Raw genomic sequence first — 16,752 nt, forward strand, 5'->3', positions numbered from 1 at the left:
CAAGGCGTCCTCCACCGCAATGCCCGCTACCGACGGATCCGACGGCCCCGCCACTGGCAGCCCCGCCGCAATCACCGCCGCGCCGCACTGGCGCGCCATCGCTCGCCTCGCCTGGCCGACCGCCGTCGGCCAGCTCGCGACGATGAGCTTCGCGACGCTGGATACCGCGATGGTGGCGCGCGCGCCGGGCCACGAACTCGCCGCGCTCGCCGTCGGCAACGCGGCCTACATCAGTATCTTCGTCGGCCTCATGGGCGTGCTGCTCGCGATCGGGCCGATCGCGGGCCAGCTGGTTGGCGCGGGCCGCCATCGCGACGCGGGCGGCGAGTTCCGTCAGGCGCTGTGGCTCGCGGCGCTGCTGTCGGCCATCGGCTCGACCGCGCTGCTGTTTCCCGAACCGTGGATCGCCTTCGCCAAGCCTGATCCGGCCCTCGCGCCGCAGATCGAGGCGCAACTGCGCTGGCTGGCTTTCGCGCTGCCCGCCGGGCTGGTGTTCGCGGTCTGGCGTGCCTTTGCCAATGCGCTCGCGGCGCCGCGCCTGCCGATGACGGTGCAGCTCGTCGCGCTGCTGGCGCTCAAGCTGCCGCTGAACGCGCTGTTCATCCAGGGCGCTTCGCTCGGTCCGCTGACGGTACCGGCCATGGGCGCGCCCGGCTGCGCGGTGGCGACGGCCGTCTGCTACTGGTGCCAGTGCGCTGCGGCCTGGATCGCGCTGCGCCGCTCGCGCAGCCTGCGCGCCTGCGCCGTGCTCGGCCGGGGCTGGGAATGGCCTCGTCCCGCCGCGCTCGGGCGGCTGCTCAGGCTCGGCGTGCCGATGGGCGCGTCCATCCTGGTCGAGGTAACGGGCTTCACCTTCATGGCGCTGTTCATCTCGCGCTTCGGCGCGGTCGAGGTGTCGGGCCACCAGATCGTCGCCAACCTCGGCGCGCTGATGTTCCTCGTGCCGTTCTCGATCGGCAGCGCGACCACCACGCTCGTGGCCCAGTCGATCGGCGCCGGCCGGCAGCGACTGGCGCGCGCGGTGGCGCGCACGGGCATGCGCATCGGCCTGGGCGGCGGGCTGTGCGTGGGGCTGTCGGTGTTCGTGCTGCGCGGGCCGATCGTCGGGCTCTACACGCGGGAGGCCGAGGTGGCGACGGCCGCGCTCGCGCTGCTGCCGATCACGGCGGTCTTCCATGTGGGCGACGCCGCGCAGGCGACGGTCGCGGCGGTGCTGCGCGCGCACAAGATTGCAACCGCGCCGATGCTGGTGAACCTGTTCGCCGTCTGGGGCATCGGCATCGGGCTGGGCGCCTTGCTGGCCTTCGATCCGGCCGGCTGGTTCGCGCCGGCGCTGCATGGCGCGACCGGCTTCTGGCTCGCGGCGGCGGCCGGGCTGTATGCCACGGCGGTGCTGCTGCGCTGGCTGCTCGCGTCGGCATGGCGGCGCGGTGCGCCGCAAGCTGGCGTCAGCTGAGCGCGAGTCTGGCGGCGGCGTGCCCGAAGCGGAGCGCGTGCCGCCAGCCCGGCGCGATCACAGCGACAGGAAGTGCTGGCGGTAGTGCTTGAGTTCCTCGATCGACTCGCGGATGTCGGCCAGCGCGGTGTGCGCCTGAGCCTTCCTGAAGCCTTCCACCACGCCCGGCTTCCAGCGCCGCGCCAGCTCCTTGAGCGTGCTGACGTCGATGTTGCGGTAGTGGAAGTAGGCCTCCAGCTTGGGCAGCCAGCGCGCCATGAAGCGGCGGTCCTGGCAGATCGTGTTGCCGCACATCGGGCTCTTCGACTTCGGTACCCAGGTACGCATGAAGTCGAGCAGGATCGCCTGCGCCTGTTCCTCGTCGATGGTCGAGGCCTTGACCTTGTCGATCAGGCCCGAGCGGCCGTGCGTGCCCTTGTTCCAGGCGTCCATCGCGTCGAGCTGGGCGTCGCTCTGATGCAGCACGATCACCGGGCCTTCGGCCAGCACGTTGAGATGGGCGTCGGTGACGATGATGGCGATCTCGAGCACGCGGTCGGTGTCGGGCGACAGGCCGGTCATTTCCATGTCCACCCAGACGAGGTTGTCGTCATGGCGGCCGGTGACGGGCGTGGCGGGAGCGGCGGTCGTGGTCATGAGGGGTGGTTCTCGCGATTCGTTGGGGCCGGAGGCCGACGCCGCGCGCGGGCGGCGAGGCTGAAATGCAGACGGCCGACCATCACGGGAACGGCCGGCCGTCGGGGGCGGCGGATTGTCGCACGCGACCCGCGCGGCAATCGGCGGATCAGTCGGTGCCGGACCGGCCATCCCGCTCGGTGATGGCCCGCGGGCGCCGGGCAGCGCGGCGGGCCGGCGCATCGCGCGGACCGCAGGCGTCGCGCCGTGCCGGGCTCAGAACTTCACGGTCACGCCGGCGGTCAGCAGGCTGTCGGTCTTGCTCACGCCGGCGGTCACGTCGCCGTTGTACTTCCACAGGTAGCTGACCTGGAGCGCGAGCGGGCCGACCAGCTTGCTGGTCACGCTGCTCTGGAAGATGGCACGCCGGGCGTTTTCGCCGAAGCCCGGGTAGTAGGCCAGGCTCTGCTTGAACACGGCGTTCTCGGACAGGTTGTAGGTCCAGTCGTTGCCGAGCAGCAGGTCGGCACCCTTGCGGTCCTCGGCCACGATGTTGTTCTGGATCGTGTAGGCGACACCGGCGTAGAAGTTGAGCAGGTTGCCCTGTTCGTTGATGACGCGCCGGCCGAAGCCGCCACCGTAGCTCTGCAGCAGCGTGAGGTCGGCCAGCGGATCGCGCTGCAGGTCGGCGCTCAGGAAGGCGAAGGTGTTGCGGTTCAGGTTCTCTTCGTAGCGGCCGCTGAGCAGGGCGTTGTTGGCGGTACGGGCGCCCTCGGTGCTGGAGCGCACCGCGTTGGCCTTGATGATGATGCGATCGACCTGCGTGCTCTTCTGCGCGTCGCCATTGGCGGTGAGCGTGGTCGAATCGTTGTTGCCGCGCGAGACCGTGGCACCGAGACCGACGGTGCCGGTCCACTTGTCCTGCTCCTGCCAGCCCCAGCTTTCGGTGGGCAGGGCGAGGGTTGGCGAACTCTGCGCAAAGGCCGCGGGCGCGAAGGCGCAGGCGGCAAGGGTGACAAGGCGTGCCGCGTCTTGCGCGCCGGGAATGCGATGGGTCTTGTTCTGCATTGGAAATGAACCTTTCGACGGGATGGCGGAGGAGGTGCCGCCGGCTCGGCCGGCGTTATCCCATGGGCAGGGCGGCCATTCCAAGGGCTTTGCGTAAAGTAACGGCGCCCCGGACCTTGTCACCGGGGCGGCTTTCGAGAGGTTTTCGATGCTGTCGGATTGGTTTCACACCCAGGCGCCGCTGCTGCTGGCGGCGGCCTTTTCGTTGTGCCTGCTGCTGTCCTTCGGGCTGCGGCAATGGCTCGCGTTGCGGCAGATCCGCCATGTCGCGCGGCATGCGGCCGAGGTGCCGGCGCAGTTCGCGGGGCGCGTGTCGGCCGAGGCGCATCGCAAGGCGGCGGGCTACACGATCGCGCGGGTGCAGCTCGGCATGCTCGACCGCGTGATCGGCGCGGCGCTGCTGCTGGGCTTCACGCTGCTGGGCGGCATCGGCGCGCTGCACGGCTGGCTGCTCGGGCTGATGGGCGCGGGGCTGTGGCAGCAGCTCGCGCTGGTGGGCGCGGTGCTCGCGATCAGCTCGCTGACCGATCTGCCGCTCGCGTGGTACCGGCAGTTCCGGCTGGAGGCGCGCTTCGGCTTCAACCGCATGACGCTCGGCCTGTGGCTGGCCGACATGGTCAAGGGCACGCTCGTGGGCCTGGTGCTGGGCGGGCCGCTGCTGGCAGCGCTGCTGTGGCTGATGGACGCGGCCGGCGAGCGCTGGTGGCTCTGGGCCTGGGCGCTGTGGAGCGGCTTCAACCTGCTGCTGCTCGTCATCTTTCCGACGGTGATCGCGCCGCTGTTCAACAAGTTCGAACCGCTGAATGACGAGGCGCTGCGCAGCCGCATCGAGGCGCTGATGGCGCGCTGCGGCTTCGCGAGCAAGGGCCTGTTCGTGATGGACGGCAGCCGGCGCTCCAGCCACGGCAATGCCTACTTCACGGGCTTCGGCAAGGCGCGGCGCATCGTGTTCTTCGACACGCTCATCGAGCGGCTGGCGCCGGTCGAGATCGAGGCGGTGCTGGCGCACGAGCTGGGGCATTTCAAGCTGAAGCACGTCACGCGCCGCATGCTCGCGAGCTTCGCGATCTCGCTCGGCGTGTTCGCGCTGCTGGGCTGGCTCGCGGGCAAGGTCTGGTTCTACGTCGGGCTCGGCGTCACGCCGATGCTCGACAGCTCGAACGCGGCGCTTGCGCTGCTGCTCTTCTTTCTCGCGATGCCGGTGTTCGGCTTCGCCTTCGGGCCGGTGGCGAGCTGGCTGTCGCGCCGCGACGAGTTCGCGGCCGATGCCTTCGCCGCCCGCCAGTCCGATGCCAACGCGCTCGTCAGCGCCCTCGTCAAGCTCTATGAAGACAACGCCTCCACGCTCACGCCCGACCCGCTCTATTCCGCCTGGCACGACAGCCATCCGCCCGCGCCGCTGCGCATCGCAAGGCTCGGGCAGCTCGCGGGGCAAGGCGCTTGAAGCTGCCGGCGACGTGGCGCTGCGCCGGTGCTGCAAGGGTTTGCAGCCGAGGGCAGCGCGCATGACGCGCGCTGACAGCGGAACGGGCATGAAGCGTGCGGGCAGCGCGCTGCACATGACGCGGGTGAACGCATGAAGCGCGGCCGCGAGATCGCCGCCGCCAACCGCGCCGCGCGCGGCCGCCGCACCGAAACCGCCGGCGATGGCAGCCTCGAAGGCGAGGTCATCGCCGCCTACGGCCGGCACTACCGCGTGCGCGTCGCGGGTGCCGACTGGCACTGCCTCACGCGCGGCAAGAAGAGCGAGGCCGCCTGCGGCGACCGCGTGCGCGTCACGCCCCAGGGCGCGATCGACGACGTGCCCCAGGGCGTGGTGGAGGAGGTGCGCGAGCGCCGCAACCTCGTCTACCGCTCCGACCAGTTCCGCCAGAAGCTGCTCGCGGCCAACGTCGATCGCATCGTGATCGTCGTGGCCGCCGAGCCGACGTTTTCCGACGACCTGCTGTCGCGCGCGCTGGTCGCGGCCGAGAGCATCGACGTGCCGGCGCTGATCGTGTTCAACAAGGTCGAGCTGGCGTCCGCGCCGGTGGCGCGCGAACGGCTCGCGAGCTATGCGCGCATCGGCGCCGAGATCGTCGAGGTGTCGCTCAAGGCCGATCCGCAGACGGCGCTGGCGCGGCTGCTGCCGCTGCTGGCCGGGCCGGCGGCGGGCGAGGCTCCTGCCGATGCCGATTCCTCCGATGCCGATTCCTCCGGTGCCGAGCCGTCGGCCGTCGGAGTCGCCGCACGTTCGGCCGACACATCTCCGCCGTCGCCCGCTCCGACCAACCTCGTGCTCGGCCAGTCCGGCATGGGCAAGTCAACGCTCGTCAACCTGCTCATCCCCGGCGCCGCCGCCGCCACGCAGGAAATCTCGGAGCGGCTCGATTCCGGCAAGCACACGACCACCTTCGCCCAGCTGCACGAAGCCGTGCTGCCCGATGGCCAGGCGCTGCGCATCGTCGATTCGCCGGGCTTCCAGGAATTCGGCCTCGCCCACCTGACGGCCGAGCAGATCCAGGACGCCTTCCCCGAGTTCCGCGCCCATCTGGGCGGCTGCCGCTTCTACAACTGCCGGCATCTGGAAGAGCCGGGCTGCGCGGTGCTCGGCGCGCTGGCCGGCGGTGACATCACGCCGCGCCGGCATGCGCTGTACCGTCAGCTGCTGTCGGATGCCGGGCTGCTCTGACGCAGCCTGCAAGCCTTTGCAACGCACACCGCCGCCGGGCCGGCCGCCCGGCGCCATTTCCCGAGGAGAAACGCCATGGCCATGGACGTCGTCGATTACGAGATCAAGGGCAACGAGATGCAGTTCGTCGAGGTCGAGCTCGACCCCGGCGAGGCGGCGATCGGCGAGGCCGGTTCCATGATGTTCATGGAGGCCGGCATCGCGATGGACACGGTGTTCGGCGACGGCAGCAACCAGGGCGGCGGCGGGCTGTTCGGCAAGCTGCTCGGCGCGGGCAAGCGGCTGGTGACGGGCGAATCGCTGTTCACGACCGTCTACACCAACCAGGGCAGCGGCAAGCGCCGCGTGGCTTTCGCCGCGCCTTACCCCGGCAAGATCATCCCGATGGACCTGAGCCTGCTGGGCGGCACGCTCATCTGCCAGAAGGACGCCTTCCTGTGCGCGGCGCGCGGCGTGGCGCTCGGCATCGCGTTCCAGCAGCGGCTGAGCACCGGCTTCTTCGGCGGCGAGGGTTTCATCATGCAAAGGCTCGACGGCGACGGCCTGGCCTTCGTGCATGCCTGCGGCACGATCGAGCGCCGCACGTTGCGTGCCGGCGAGACGCTCATGGTCGATACCGGCTGCGTGGTTGCCTATACGCCGAGCACCGATTTCGAGGTGCAGTACGTCGGCAAGATCAAGACGGCGCTGTTCGGCGGCGAGGGGCTGTTCCTCGCCAAGCTCACCGGCCCCGGCACGGTGTGGCTGCAAAGCCTGCCGTTCTCGCGGCTCGCCTCGCGCGTGTTCGCGGCCGCGCCCCAGCGTGGCGGCAGCCGCGAGGAAGGCTCGATGCTGCCGGGCTTCGCGGCCGGCGGGCTGCTGGGCGGGCTGTTCGGCGGCGACAGCGACGATTGAGCGCCGGCGGCGCCCGGCCGGTGATGCCGGGCACCTGCTTGCCCGCCCGGTGCGGGCGCGCGGTGCACGGCCGCCCAGCCGGTGGCGGCCGGCTGCTCAGCCCGCCGCGTCCGGCCGCTCAACGCGCCGCGTTCGCCGCAAGGAAGTCCGCGAGCATCGTCCTCAGCGCCGCATGCGCGGCCGGTGCGAAGGCCAGCGCCTGTTCGCGCAGCTTCGCGATCGGCATGCCGACGCCGGCCAGTTCGCCCACGTGCGCGACATACCAGCGCTCCAGCCCGGCCGGGCTGCCCTCGATGTGGAATTGCAGCGCCAGCCCGTGGCTCCCGAACGCGAAGGCCTGATGCGGATACTGGTCGCTGCCCGCGAGCAGCGTCGCGCCTTCGGGCAGGTCGAAGGTGTCGCCGTGCCAGTGCAGCACCGGCACCTCGCCCGCGAGGCCGCGCAACGGCGAATCGGCGCCGGCGGCGGTAAGCGCGAGCGGCTTCCAGCCGAGCTCCTTGCCGTTCGTGCCCGCATACACGCGCGCGCCGAGCGCCGCCGCCATCACCTGCGAGCCGAGACAGATGCCGAGCGTCGGACGGCCGGCCAGCAGCCGTTCGCGCACGACGGCGATCTCGTCGACGAGGAAGGGGAAGTCGGCGGCCTCGTACACGCCGATCGGCCCGCCCAGCACGACGAGCAGGTCGACGTCACGCGCGCGTTCGGCGAAGTCGGGGCGCACCGGAATCTCGACCATCTCGATGTCGTAGCCGGCATCGGCCAGCAGCGGGCCGATGGCGTCGAGATCCTCGAAGGAGACATGGCAGAGCGCGACGGCGCGGCGGCGGGGAAGGGGGGCGGTCATCTTGGCGGTGTCGAAGGTGGATCGGGCGCCAGACGATAACGGCGGCGTTCCATCACGTCGCGACCGCTTGCGCACGCAGCCACGGGGCCAATGATCTGGCGGCGAGCCATGTTGCCTGCCTGACCGCGCATGGCAGACGCAAGCGGCGGCGCGGCTGCGCTCGCAGCGGCAATCCGTCAGCCGCGCATCGCCACCGGGGCACCCGCCGTCAGACCTGTCGGACGCATCGGCACCGGACTGCCGCCGCGCCGACATGCGCTCGGCAATCCGGCCCGCCGCGCTGCGGTGCAGCGTTTCCCACACTTGGTTCCCGTGAGCTGCCGAGCCATCGGCAGCGGGCGCCGGGATGTTCCCGCGCCCCTTCTTCGGAGATCCAGCATGAGCACGACCGACATCGACAAGGCCACGTCCGAGACCCGGCAAGCGGCGACCGACACCCTCGACGCCACCGCGAACCAGACGGGTCAGGCGATGGATGCCGCCAGCCAACTCGCCGACCAGGCTGCGGATCAGGGCCGTGACAGCATCGAGGCGAATGCGAACGTCATCGGGCAGGCGATGGCCGAGACGATCGAAAGCGCGGTCGTCGCCGGCCAGGTGATGGCGGCGAGCATGGGCGCGGCGGTGATCGGCGCCGCGACCGCCGCCGTCGAGGGAATGGCCGCCCAGGGCGAGCAGATGCGGCAGGCGACAAGCCAGTTGCAGGCTGCGGGCGGCGCCGCTGCCGGCAGCGAAGGATCCGACGAGCAGGAGCAGCAGGCCGCCGACGACGTTGATTCCGACGAACCCGAAGCCTCCGATGCCGACGCTCCCCAGGCCTCCGACACCGACAACGAGGAGGACGACGAGGAGCAGGCCGGCACCGAACTCGCCGAGGGCATGGCGCAGGCCGGCCGCGAACGCGACCCGTCAGCCGGCTGACCTTCCGGGATGGCGGGTTGACGGGCGGCTACCGGGCTGACTGACCAACAGGCAGGTCTCCCCACCCACCGGGCTTCAGCCAAAGCGGTAGCCCGAGATCCGCCAGCCCATCGCCAAGTCGTCAAAGGTGCGGCGGCCAGGCTCGTCCGGTGCCGCTCCCGCGACGACCATCAGCGGAATCAGATGCTCCTCGCGCGGATGCGCGAAACGGGCATGCGGCGCGCTTTCCCAGTCGGTGAGGCGCGTATCGCGTTCGGCCGGCTCGGCCTCGACGGCGGCGGTCAGCCACTGATCGAACTCTTCGGTGCCGGGCACCGCGCGGCCCGGCGCGCTGCCGCGCATCCTCAGGTTGTGAAAGCTCATGCCGCTGCCGACGATGAGCACGCCCTCGTCGCGCAGCGGCGCCAGCGCGCGACCGATTCGCAGATGCAGCGCCGGATCGAGGCTGCGGTGCAGCGACAGTTGCAGCACCGGGATGTCAGCCTCGGGCGTCACCAGCAGGAAGGGGATGAACACCCCGTGGTCATAGCCGCGTTCCGGATCGACATGCGCCGGCAGCCCCGCCTCGTTGAGCAATCCCGAAACGCGCGCAGCCAGGGCTGGATCACCGCTCGCCGGAAACTGAAGCCGGTAGGTGTGTTCCGGAAAGCCGTAGTAGTCGTAGATCAGCTCGGGCTTCGCCGCGCCCGTCAGCGCGAGTTCCTGCGTCTCCCAGTGGCCTGAGACGACGAGGATCGCCTTGGGCCGTTCCGGCAGCGTCGCGACGAGGCCGCGCAGCCAGGCTGCGAGCTTGTCCCAGGCGTGCGGATCGCCCGGCCAGTCCATGAAGAAGCACGGCCCGCCGCCGTGCGGGATGTAGTACGTGGGCTGGCGCGAGGGGAAGGACATGATTTGCTCCTAACTAGAACTAAATTTGCATGCTACGGGAGCCGGCGAATAAATGGCCGTCCGGACTCGCATTTGAGGGAACCGGATGTAACGGCGGATGGAAGGAGCAGGCCGATGGACGGTGCGGATTCGGCATTCAAGCCGCGTCCGCAGGCGTTATCGGCGGCCAGGTCCGCGACCTCGGCTACAATTGTCAGCGGTGGGCCCCCTCGCATTGGAGCGTCGTGAACCTGGTCAGGTCGGGAACGAAGCAGCCACAGCGATTTCCTTCAAGTGCCGAGGACAAGGCTCACCACCCTTCTTCCAGTTCCGCTCCCCCCGCAGTTCCGCCGCGCCGCCGCAGTTCCTCCGGTCGCAAATCCTCCCGTACCGCATGAGCTACCTCGTCCTGGCCCGCAAGTACCGTTCGCGCAATTTCGCGGAGGTCGTCGGCCAGGAGCATGTGGTGCGCGCGCTGCGCCATGCGCTGGAGCAGAAGCGGCTGCATCACGCCTGGTTGTTCACCGGCACGCGCGGCGTCGGCAAGACGACGCTCTCGCGCATCCTCGCCAAGGCGCTCAACTGCGTCGGCGCCGACGGCCAGGGCGACATCACGCCCGAGCCCTGCGGTGTGTGCGAGGCCTGCCGCGCGATCGACGCCGGCCGCTTCGTCGATTACGTCGAGATGGACGCGGCGAGCAACCGCGGTGTCGAGGAGATGACCGCGCTGCTGGAGCGCTCGGTGTACGCGCCGACGAATGCGCGCTTCAAGGTCTTCATGATCGACGAAGTGCACATGCTCTCGAACCACGCCTTCAACGCGATGCTGAAGACGCTCGAAGAGCCGCCCGCGCACCTCAAGTTCATCCTCGCCACGACCGATCCGCAGAAGGTGCCGGTCACGGTGCTGTCGCGCTGCCTCCAGTTCAACCTCAAGCAGATGCCGCCGGGGCACATCGTCGAGCACCTCGGCAATGTGCTGGGCGCCGAGGGCATTCCCTTCGAGCCGAACGCATTGCGGCTGCTGTCGCAGGCGGCGCACGGCTCGATGCGCGACGCGCTGTCGCTCACCGACCAGGCCATCGCCTATTCGGCCGGGCCGGTGGCCGAGGCGACGGTGCGCGCGATGCTCGGTGCGATCGACACCGGCTACCTCGTGCGCATCGCCGACGCGCTGCTGGCCGAGGACGGCGCGACGCTGATGGCGATCGTGGCCGAGATGGCCGAGCGCTCGGTCGGCTACGCGGGTGCCTTGCAGGAGCTGGCGCTGCTGTTCCAGCGCGTCGCGCTCGTGCGCATGGTGCCGGCGGCGCTGCCCGACGATCTGCCCGAGGTGGACGACATCCGCCGGCTCGCGGCGGCCTTCGATCCGCAGGAAGCCCAGCTGCATTACGACATCGCCATCCGAGGCCGGCGCGACCTGCCGCTTGCGCCCGACGAACGCGCCGGCTTCGAGATGACGCTGCTGCGCATGCTCGCCTTCCGGCCCGCGCGCTCGGGCGAGACGGTGACGGTATCGGGCGGTGGATCGGCGCCGGTCGCGCCGCCGCCGTCGCGGCCCGCCGCGCTGGTGGCGCCGTCACCCGCCTCGACGACCGTGGCGCGTGTCGCGGTACCGAAGCCGGCGCCCATGCCCGCCATCGCGCCGGCGCCGGTCGGTTCGACATCTCCGGATGCACGGACCGGTCGGGTCGCGCCGGCAGCGGTCGAGGCGGCAGCGGTCGAGGCGGCGCCGGCGAAGCTGCCGGCCGAGCCGATCGCTCCCGAAGCCATGCCGGCTTCCGAGGCATCGGCGTCGGCTGCCGCACCGGCCGACGCCGGCATCCCCTTCGATCCGCCCTACGTCGCACGCGCGACGGTGACGCCCGCCGCTGCCAGCCCGGCGACGGTTCCGCAGCAGCGCGTGCCAGCCCCGTCGGTCGATGACCGTCCCGCGCCGGCCGACATCGCCGCGCCGATGTCCGCGCTCGGCCGAGGTCTGCCGGCACGCGATGCCGACGGCGAAGGCTGGTCCGCCCCCCGTCCGGCGAGCGGCAATGCGAAGGCCGTGCTCGACCTGCTCAAGGGGCGCGGCAGCGGCGCCGCCATCCGTCGCCCCGCGCCTGCACCGGCTCAGGCTCAGGCGGCGTCCGCTCCGTCTGACGCCGTGCCCGCGCTCCCGGCCGCGCAACCGCGTCCGACACAGGGCGCCGTGCCCGGCACCGTCGCCCAGCCCGCCGACCTTCCGTCCTATGACGAGGACGATCCCGGCTACGACGACAGCTGCGACACCAGCTCCGCGGACGCCGGCTACCTGCCCGACATCGACCCGTCCGACTACGCCGACTGGCCCGACGACGGCGCCGCCGCCCGTGGTGCCACGCGCGGCAACGGCGCGTTCGGCGAGCGCGCTGGCGGCCAGACCGGCTGGACCGCATCCGCCGGCCAGCGCCGCCCCCCGCGCGCGCCGTCCCCAGCCGTCGCTGCGCTGCTCGCCATCGACGACTGGCCCAGCTACGCCAGCGAACTCGACCTCAAGGGCCTGCCGCGCGAACTCGCGCGCCAGACGGAACTCGTCACCATCGAGGGCGACACGCTGCGGCTGCGCGTGGAAAATCCCGCGCTCGGCGAGGCGGCCATCGCCAACCGGCTCGTCGCGGCGCTGCGCGAGCGCTCGGGCAAGCCGGTCAGGCTCGTGATCGAGACCGGCCCCGTCACCGACAGCGCCGGCCTGCGCCGCATCGCCGCCAACGCCGAACGCCAGCGCGAGGCCGAGGACGGCTTCCTGAACGACCCGTTCGTCAAGACACTGCTGGAGCACGGCGCGACCATCGTGCCCGGCTCGATCAAACCCCTGGAGGATTCGCGATGATGAAGAACCAACTCGGCCAGCTCATGAAGCAGGCCCAGGCGATGCAGGACAACATGAAGAAGATGCAGGACCAGCTCGCCGACATCGAGGTCGAGGGGCAGTCCGGCGCCGGCATGGTCAAGGTCGTCGCCACCTGCAAGAACCAGATCCGCCGCATCACGATCGACCCGAGCCTCGTCGGCGAAGACCGCGACATGCTCGAAGACCTGGTCACCGCCGCCGTCAACGACGCGCTGCGCAAGGCCGAAGCCACCGCCTCCGAAAAGATGGCGGGCCTCACCGCCGGCCTGCCGCTGCCCCCGGGCTTCAAGCTGCCGTTCTGATCGCCGGCCAGTGCGCACGCCACGGTCGAGCATGAGCGTCCGCCGTCAGCTTCGCGGCCACCGCGCGCCGCGCCCGCGGGCATGAAGGCCGACGGCCTGTCGTCGCCCGCGCTGTCGGCGCTGATCGAGGCGCTGCGCGCGCTGCCGGGCGTCGGCCCCAAGTCGGCCCAGCGCATGGCCCATCACCTGCTCCAGCACGACCACGACGGCGCCGAGCGCCTCGCGCGCAGCCTCGACACCGCGCTCGCCACGGTGCGCCATTGCGCGCTCTGCCACACCTTCACCGAAGACGAGATCTGCGAGACCTGTGCCGCGCCCGACCGCGACCGGAGCCAGCTCTGCATCGTCGAATCCCCCGCCGACCAGTCGGCGATCGAGCAGACCCGCAGCTACAAGGGCCAGTACTTCGTGCTGCTGGGCCGGCTCAGTCCGCTCGACGGCATCGGCCCCAATGACCTGCAACTCGCCCAGCTCATCGAGCGCGCCACCGACGGCGAGGTGAAGGAGGTGGTCATCGCCACCAGCTTCACCAACGAGGGCGAGGCGACCGCGCATTACATCGGCGCGCTCATCAAGGCGCGCGCGAAGGACAAGGGCATCGAGCTGAAGGTGTCGCGGCTCGCGCGTGGTGTGCCGGTCGGCGCCGAACTGGAGTACGTCGATCTCGGCACGATCGCCCAGGCGCTGGTGGACCGGCGCTGATCCGATGCCGGCCCGCTCGCCCCACGGCAGCTTTGCGCGCTTCGTGCAGGCGCGCCGGCTGGGGCGGCACTTCGGCGGGTATCTGCCGCTGTCGCTGTCGATGGTCGGGCACTGGCTCGGGCGCGACGGCGCGCGTGAACCCGATGCCGCCGATTCCACCGGTGCCGAACGCCTCGCCACCGCCGCGCTGTCGCCCGACCGGCTGCTCGCCAGCCTCGGCAGCCGCGCCGACGGACTGACCGACGCCGAGGCCGCCGCGATCCGCGCGCGCTGCGGCGCCAACCTTGTCGAGCACGAGCCGCCGCTGCCGGCCTGGCGCCATCTGTGGCAGTGCTACCGCAATCCCTTCAACCTGCTGCTGAGCGCGCTCGCGGCGCTGTCCTGGCTGACGGACGACCTGCGCGCCACGCTCGTGATGGCGGCGATGGTGCTGCTGTCGGTCGGCATCCGCTTCGTGCAGGAAGGCCGCAGCCAGCGCGCGGCGGATGCGCTCAAGGAGCTGGTCGGCAATCGCGCGGCGGTGCTGCGGCGGGGGGCGGGCGCCGGCGGTGCTGACGGTGCGGCCGGTGCAATCAACGTGGCTGGCACGACCAGCGCTTCGCTGCAGCGCGTCGAGCTGCCGATCCGCGACCTCGTGCCGGGCGACATCCTCGTGCTCGCCGCCGGCGACATGGTCCCGGCGGACGCGCGTCTGCTCGCGTCGAAGGACCTGTTCGTGAGCCAGGCGGCGATGACGGGCGAGTCGCTGCCGGTGGAGAAGTTCGCGCAGGGCGGGGCGGTCGTGCCCGCCTCCGCGCTCGACAGCCCCGCCCTCGTCTTCATGGGCAGCAACATCGTCAGCGGCACCGCGACGGCGGTGGTCGTGGCGACCGGTCGGCGCACGCTGTTCGGCCAGCTCGCGCACAGCGCCGGCGCTGCGCGACGCGAGCCGACGGCCTTCGAGACCGGCGTCAACCGCACGAGCTGGCTGCTCATCCGCTTCGCGGCGGTGATGGTGCCGCTGGTGTTCGTCATCAACGGCTGGCTGCACCGCGACTGGCTCCAGGCGCTGCTGTTCGCGGTGTCGGTCGCGGTCGGCCTCACGCCCGAGATGCTGCCGATGATCGTCACCGCCACGCTCGCGCGCGGCGCGGTGACGATGGCGCGCCGCAAGGTGGTGGTGAAGCGGCTCGACGCGATCCAGAACTTCGGCGCGATGGATGTGCTGTGCACCGACAAGACCGGCACGCTTACCCAGGACCGCATCGTGCTGGAGCGGCATGTGGACGCGCTCGGCCAGCCCGACGCGGCGGTGCTGGAGATGGCCTATCTCAACAGCCATTTCCAGACCGGCCTGCGCAACCTGCTCGACGTGGCCGTGCTCGACCATGTGGACGTGGGCGAGCGCCTGCGGCTCGACGCCGACTACCGCAAGGTGGACGAGATCCCCTTCGATTTCGAGCGCCGCCGCATGAGCGTGGTCGTGGCCGAGCGCGAGCATCACCACGAGCTGATCTGCAAGGGCGCGCTCGACGAGGTGCTCGCGCTGTGCACGCGCGTGCATACCCGCGACGGCGATCTGGCGCTCGAAGCGTCGGCCGATGCACCGTCCGCCGGCCCTCGCGCCGATGCGCCGCCGGCCGACGCGTCCGCCACCGCGCCCGCCACCGCCCTGCGCGCCCGCATCCGCGCCGTCGCCGACGCGCTCAACGAGGACGGCCTGCGCGTCGTCGCCGTCGCGATGAAGGAAGTCCCGCCCGACAAGGAGGTGTACGGCGTCGCCGACGAGGCCGACCTCACGCTCGTCGGCTTCATCGCCTTCCTCGATCCGCCCAAGGACAGCGCCGCGCCGGCGCTGCGCGCGCTCGCCGCGAGCGGCATCACCGTCAAGGTGCTGACCGGCGACAACGCCGTCGTCGCGCGCAAGGTCTGCCGCGACGTGGGGCTGGCCGTGCGCGGCACGCTGCTCGGCCCGGAAGCCGAGGCGCTCGACGACGCGGCGCTCGCGCGGGCGGTGGAGGAGAACACGCTGTTCGCGCGCCTCGCGCCAGCGCACAAGGAGCGCATCGTCCGCGCGCTGCGCGGCAACGGGCATGTGGTCGGCTTCATGGGCGACGGCATCAACGACGCGCCGGCCATCCACGCGGCCGACATCGGCATCTCGGTCGATACCGCCGTGGACATCGCCAAGGAGGCGGCCGACATCATCCTGCTGGAGCGCAGCCTGCTCGTGCTCCAGGAGGGCGTGGTCGAGGGCCGGCGGGTGTTCGCCAACATGCTCAAGTACCTGCGCATGACGGCCAGTTCCAACTTCGGAAACGTGCTGTCGGTGCTCGCGGCGAGCGCGCTGCTGCCCTTCCTGCCGATGCTGCCGATCCAGCTCCTGACGCAGAACCTGCTCTACGACTTCGCGCAGACCGCCATCCCCTTCGACCGCGTGGACGCCGACCAGACCGCCACGCCGCAGCGCTGGGACGCGGGCGACCTCGGCCGCTTCATGCTGCGCTTCGGGCCGGTCAGCTCGGTATTCGACCTCGCCACCTTCGCGCTCATTTGGTGGGTGATCGGCGCCGGCATGGACCGCGCGTCGGACGGTTTCGCGACGCTGTTCCGCTCGGGCTGGTTCGTCGAGGGGCTGCTGTCGCAGGTGCTGATCGTGCATTGCATCCGCACGCGCGCGCTGCCCTTCGTCGAAAGCCGCGCGGCGCCGGCGCTGATCGGCGCATCGGTCGCGGTGGCCGCGCTCGGCATCTTCCTGGTGAACGGGCCGTTCGCCGGCGCTTTCCGGTTCACGGCGCTGCCCTGGGGATACTTTCCGTGGCTGATCGCGGTGCTGCTGGGTTATGCCGCGCTCGTCCAGTTCATGAAGGGCCGCCATGCGGTGGCCATCACGCGCCCACGGGCGCAGCAAGTGGAACGCGCCAGCGAGCGCGGAAACACGGAACGCGCCGAACCGGCGCAGCAAAGGGATGCCCGATGAATGACGCCGCCTCGCCTCCGCTCGACCCCACCGCCGCCGGCGTGCTGCGCTTCTGGTACGTCGAGGCCGGCCCCGAATCATGGTTCGCCGCCGATCCGGCCTTCGACGCGGCCATCGCCGCGCGCTTCGGCGGCCTGCATGCGGCGGCCGCGGCCGGCGAATGCGCGCACTGGCGCGGGCATGCGCGCGGCCGGCTCGCCGAGGTGATCGTGCTCGACCAGTTCTCGCGCAACCTGCATCGCGGCTCGCCCGCCGCCTTCGCCTGCGACGGCATGGCGCTCGCGCTGGCGCAGGAAGCGGTGCGCTGCGGCGACGACCGCCGGCTGTCGCTGGCCGAGCGCGAGTTCCTCTACATGCCCTACATGCACAGCGAATCGCGCCTCATCCACGAGGAGGCGGTGCGGCTGTTCGGCCAGCCCGGCCTGGAGACGCGGCTGTACTGGGAGCAGCGGCACAAGGTGATCGTCGATCGCTTCGGGCGCTATCCGCACCGCAACGAGCTGCTTGGCCGCGCCTCGACGGCGGAGGAGGCGGCCTTCCTGAAGACGCCCGGCTCGCGGTTCTGAGCCACCGCGCCTGTT

At 71.1% G+C, this 16,752-nt stretch carries 14 protein-coding genes and 1 other RNA gene; 11 read left to right on the forward strand and 4 right to left on the reverse strand.

The annotated features are described in order from the left end of the window. Positions 1 to 19 precede the first annotated feature (19 nt). A complete protein-coding gene (locus H566_RS23345; RefSeq protein WP_051378231.1) occupies positions 20 to 1,456 on the forward strand; it encodes an MATE family efflux transporter in 1,437 nt (478 codons plus the stop codon). Positions 1,457 to 1,513: 57 nt separating this feature from the next. Here the strand turns inward: H566_RS23345 and orn are convergent, their stop codons facing one another. Both orn and H566_RS0106355 read right to left on the reverse strand, forming a co-directional pair. Further along, on the reverse strand, positions 1,514 to 2,092 hold the full coding sequence (orn, locus tag H566_RS0106350) for an oligoribonuclease (RefSeq protein WP_028310781.1): 579 nt from the start codon (positions 2,090 to 2,092) through the stop codon (positions 1,514 to 1,516). A gap of 255 nt (positions 2,093 to 2,347) precedes the next feature. Beyond that, a complete protein-coding gene (locus H566_RS0106355; RefSeq protein ID WP_028310782.1) occupies positions 2,348 to 3,139 on the reverse strand; it encodes a DUF481 domain-containing protein in 792 nt (263 codons plus the stop codon). Between the two features lie 148 nt (positions 3,140 to 3,287). On the opposite strand from H566_RS0106355, the gene H566_RS0106360 reads away from it, so the two are divergent. From H566_RS0106360 to H566_RS0106370, 3 genes are all read left to right on the forward strand, one after another. Continuing rightward, positions 3,288 to 4,583, forward strand: coding sequence for a M48 family metallopeptidase (locus H566_RS0106360; RefSeq protein WP_051378233.1), 1,296 nt, complete (start codon positions 3,288 to 3,290; stop codon positions 4,581 to 4,583). A 132-nt stretch (positions 4,584 to 4,715) separates the two neighbouring features. Beyond that, positions 4,716 to 5,810: a ribosome small subunit-dependent GTPase A gene (gene rsgA / locus H566_RS0106365; RefSeq protein ID WP_028310784.1), complete on the forward strand. Its 1,095-nt coding sequence runs from the start codon at positions 4,716 to 4,718 to the stop codon at positions 5,808 to 5,810. Positions 5,811 to 5,885: 75 nt separating this feature from the next. Then, positions 5,886 to 6,704 (forward strand): TIGR00266 family protein, encoded by an 819-nt coding sequence (locus tag H566_RS0106370; protein ID WP_028310785.1) that lies wholly within the window; start codon positions 5,886 to 5,888, stop codon positions 6,702 to 6,704. A 118-nt stretch (positions 6,705 to 6,822) separates the two neighbouring features. Here H566_RS0106370 and H566_RS0106375 read toward each other — a convergent pair whose 3' ends face one another. Beyond that, complete coding sequence (locus H566_RS0106375; protein WP_028310786.1) at positions 6,823 to 7,548, reverse strand: glutamine amidotransferase; 726 nt, start codon at positions 7,546 to 7,548, stop codon at positions 6,823 to 6,825. 378 nt (positions 7,549 to 7,926) lie between these two features. Here H566_RS0106375 and H566_RS0106380 point away from each other — a divergent pair, with 378 nt between their 5' ends. Then, on the forward strand, positions 7,927 to 8,469 hold the full coding sequence (locus H566_RS0106380; protein WP_028310787.1) for a hypothetical protein: 543 nt from the start codon (positions 7,927 to 7,929) through the stop codon (positions 8,467 to 8,469). A 75-nt stretch (positions 8,470 to 8,544) separates the two neighbouring features. Here H566_RS0106380 and H566_RS0106385 read toward each other — a convergent pair whose 3' ends face one another. Then, positions 8,545 to 9,357: a DODA-type extradiol aromatic ring-opening family dioxygenase gene (locus H566_RS0106385; RefSeq protein ID WP_034410941.1), complete on the reverse strand. Its 813-nt coding sequence runs from the start codon at positions 9,355 to 9,357 to the stop codon at positions 8,545 to 8,547. A 198-nt stretch (positions 9,358 to 9,555) separates the two neighbouring features. On the opposite strand from H566_RS0106385, the gene ffs reads away from it, so the two are divergent. The 6 genes from ffs to H566_RS0106410 all read left to right on the forward strand — a co-directional run bounded on the left by ffs (position 9,556) and on the right by H566_RS0106410 (position 16,737). Then, positions 9,556 to 9,654: signal recognition particle sRNA small type (gene ffs / locus H566_RS28080), an RNA gene on the forward strand. A gap of 76 nt (positions 9,655 to 9,730) precedes the next feature. Further along, a complete protein-coding gene (gene dnaX / locus H566_RS0106390; RefSeq protein WP_028310789.1) occupies positions 9,731 to 12,187 on the forward strand; it encodes a DNA polymerase III subunit gamma/tau in 2,457 nt (818 codons plus the stop codon). Continuing rightward, positions 12,184 to 12,510, forward strand: coding sequence for a YbaB/EbfC family nucleoid-associated protein (locus tag H566_RS0106395; protein ID WP_028310790.1), 327 nt, complete (start codon positions 12,184 to 12,186; stop codon positions 12,508 to 12,510). The genes dnaX and H566_RS0106395 overlap by 4 nt, the downstream gene beginning before the upstream one ends. 81 nt (positions 12,511 to 12,591) lie before the next feature. Continuing rightward, entirely contained in the window at positions 12,592 to 13,212 is a 621-nt protein-coding gene (recR, locus tag H566_RS0106400) for a recombination mediator RecR (protein ID WP_034410942.1), read from the forward strand. Between the two features lie 4 nt (positions 13,213 to 13,216). Continuing rightward, positions 13,217 to 16,171, forward strand: a complete 2,955-nt coding sequence (locus H566_RS23350; protein WP_169732496.1) for an HAD-IC family P-type ATPase — start codon at positions 13,217 to 13,219, stop codon at positions 16,169 to 16,171. Next, a complete protein-coding gene (locus H566_RS0106410; RefSeq protein ID WP_028310792.1) occupies positions 16,168 to 16,737 on the forward strand; it encodes a DUF924 family protein in 570 nt (189 codons plus the stop codon). Before H566_RS23350 ends, H566_RS0106410 begins: the two co-directional genes overlap by 4 nt. Positions 16,738 to 16,752: the final 15 nt, after the last annotated feature.

It is taken from the genome of Derxia gummosa DSM 723 (assembly GCF_000482785.1).
Lineage (GTDB): Bacteria > Pseudomonadota > Gammaproteobacteria > Burkholderiales > Burkholderiaceae_E > Derxia > Derxia gummosa.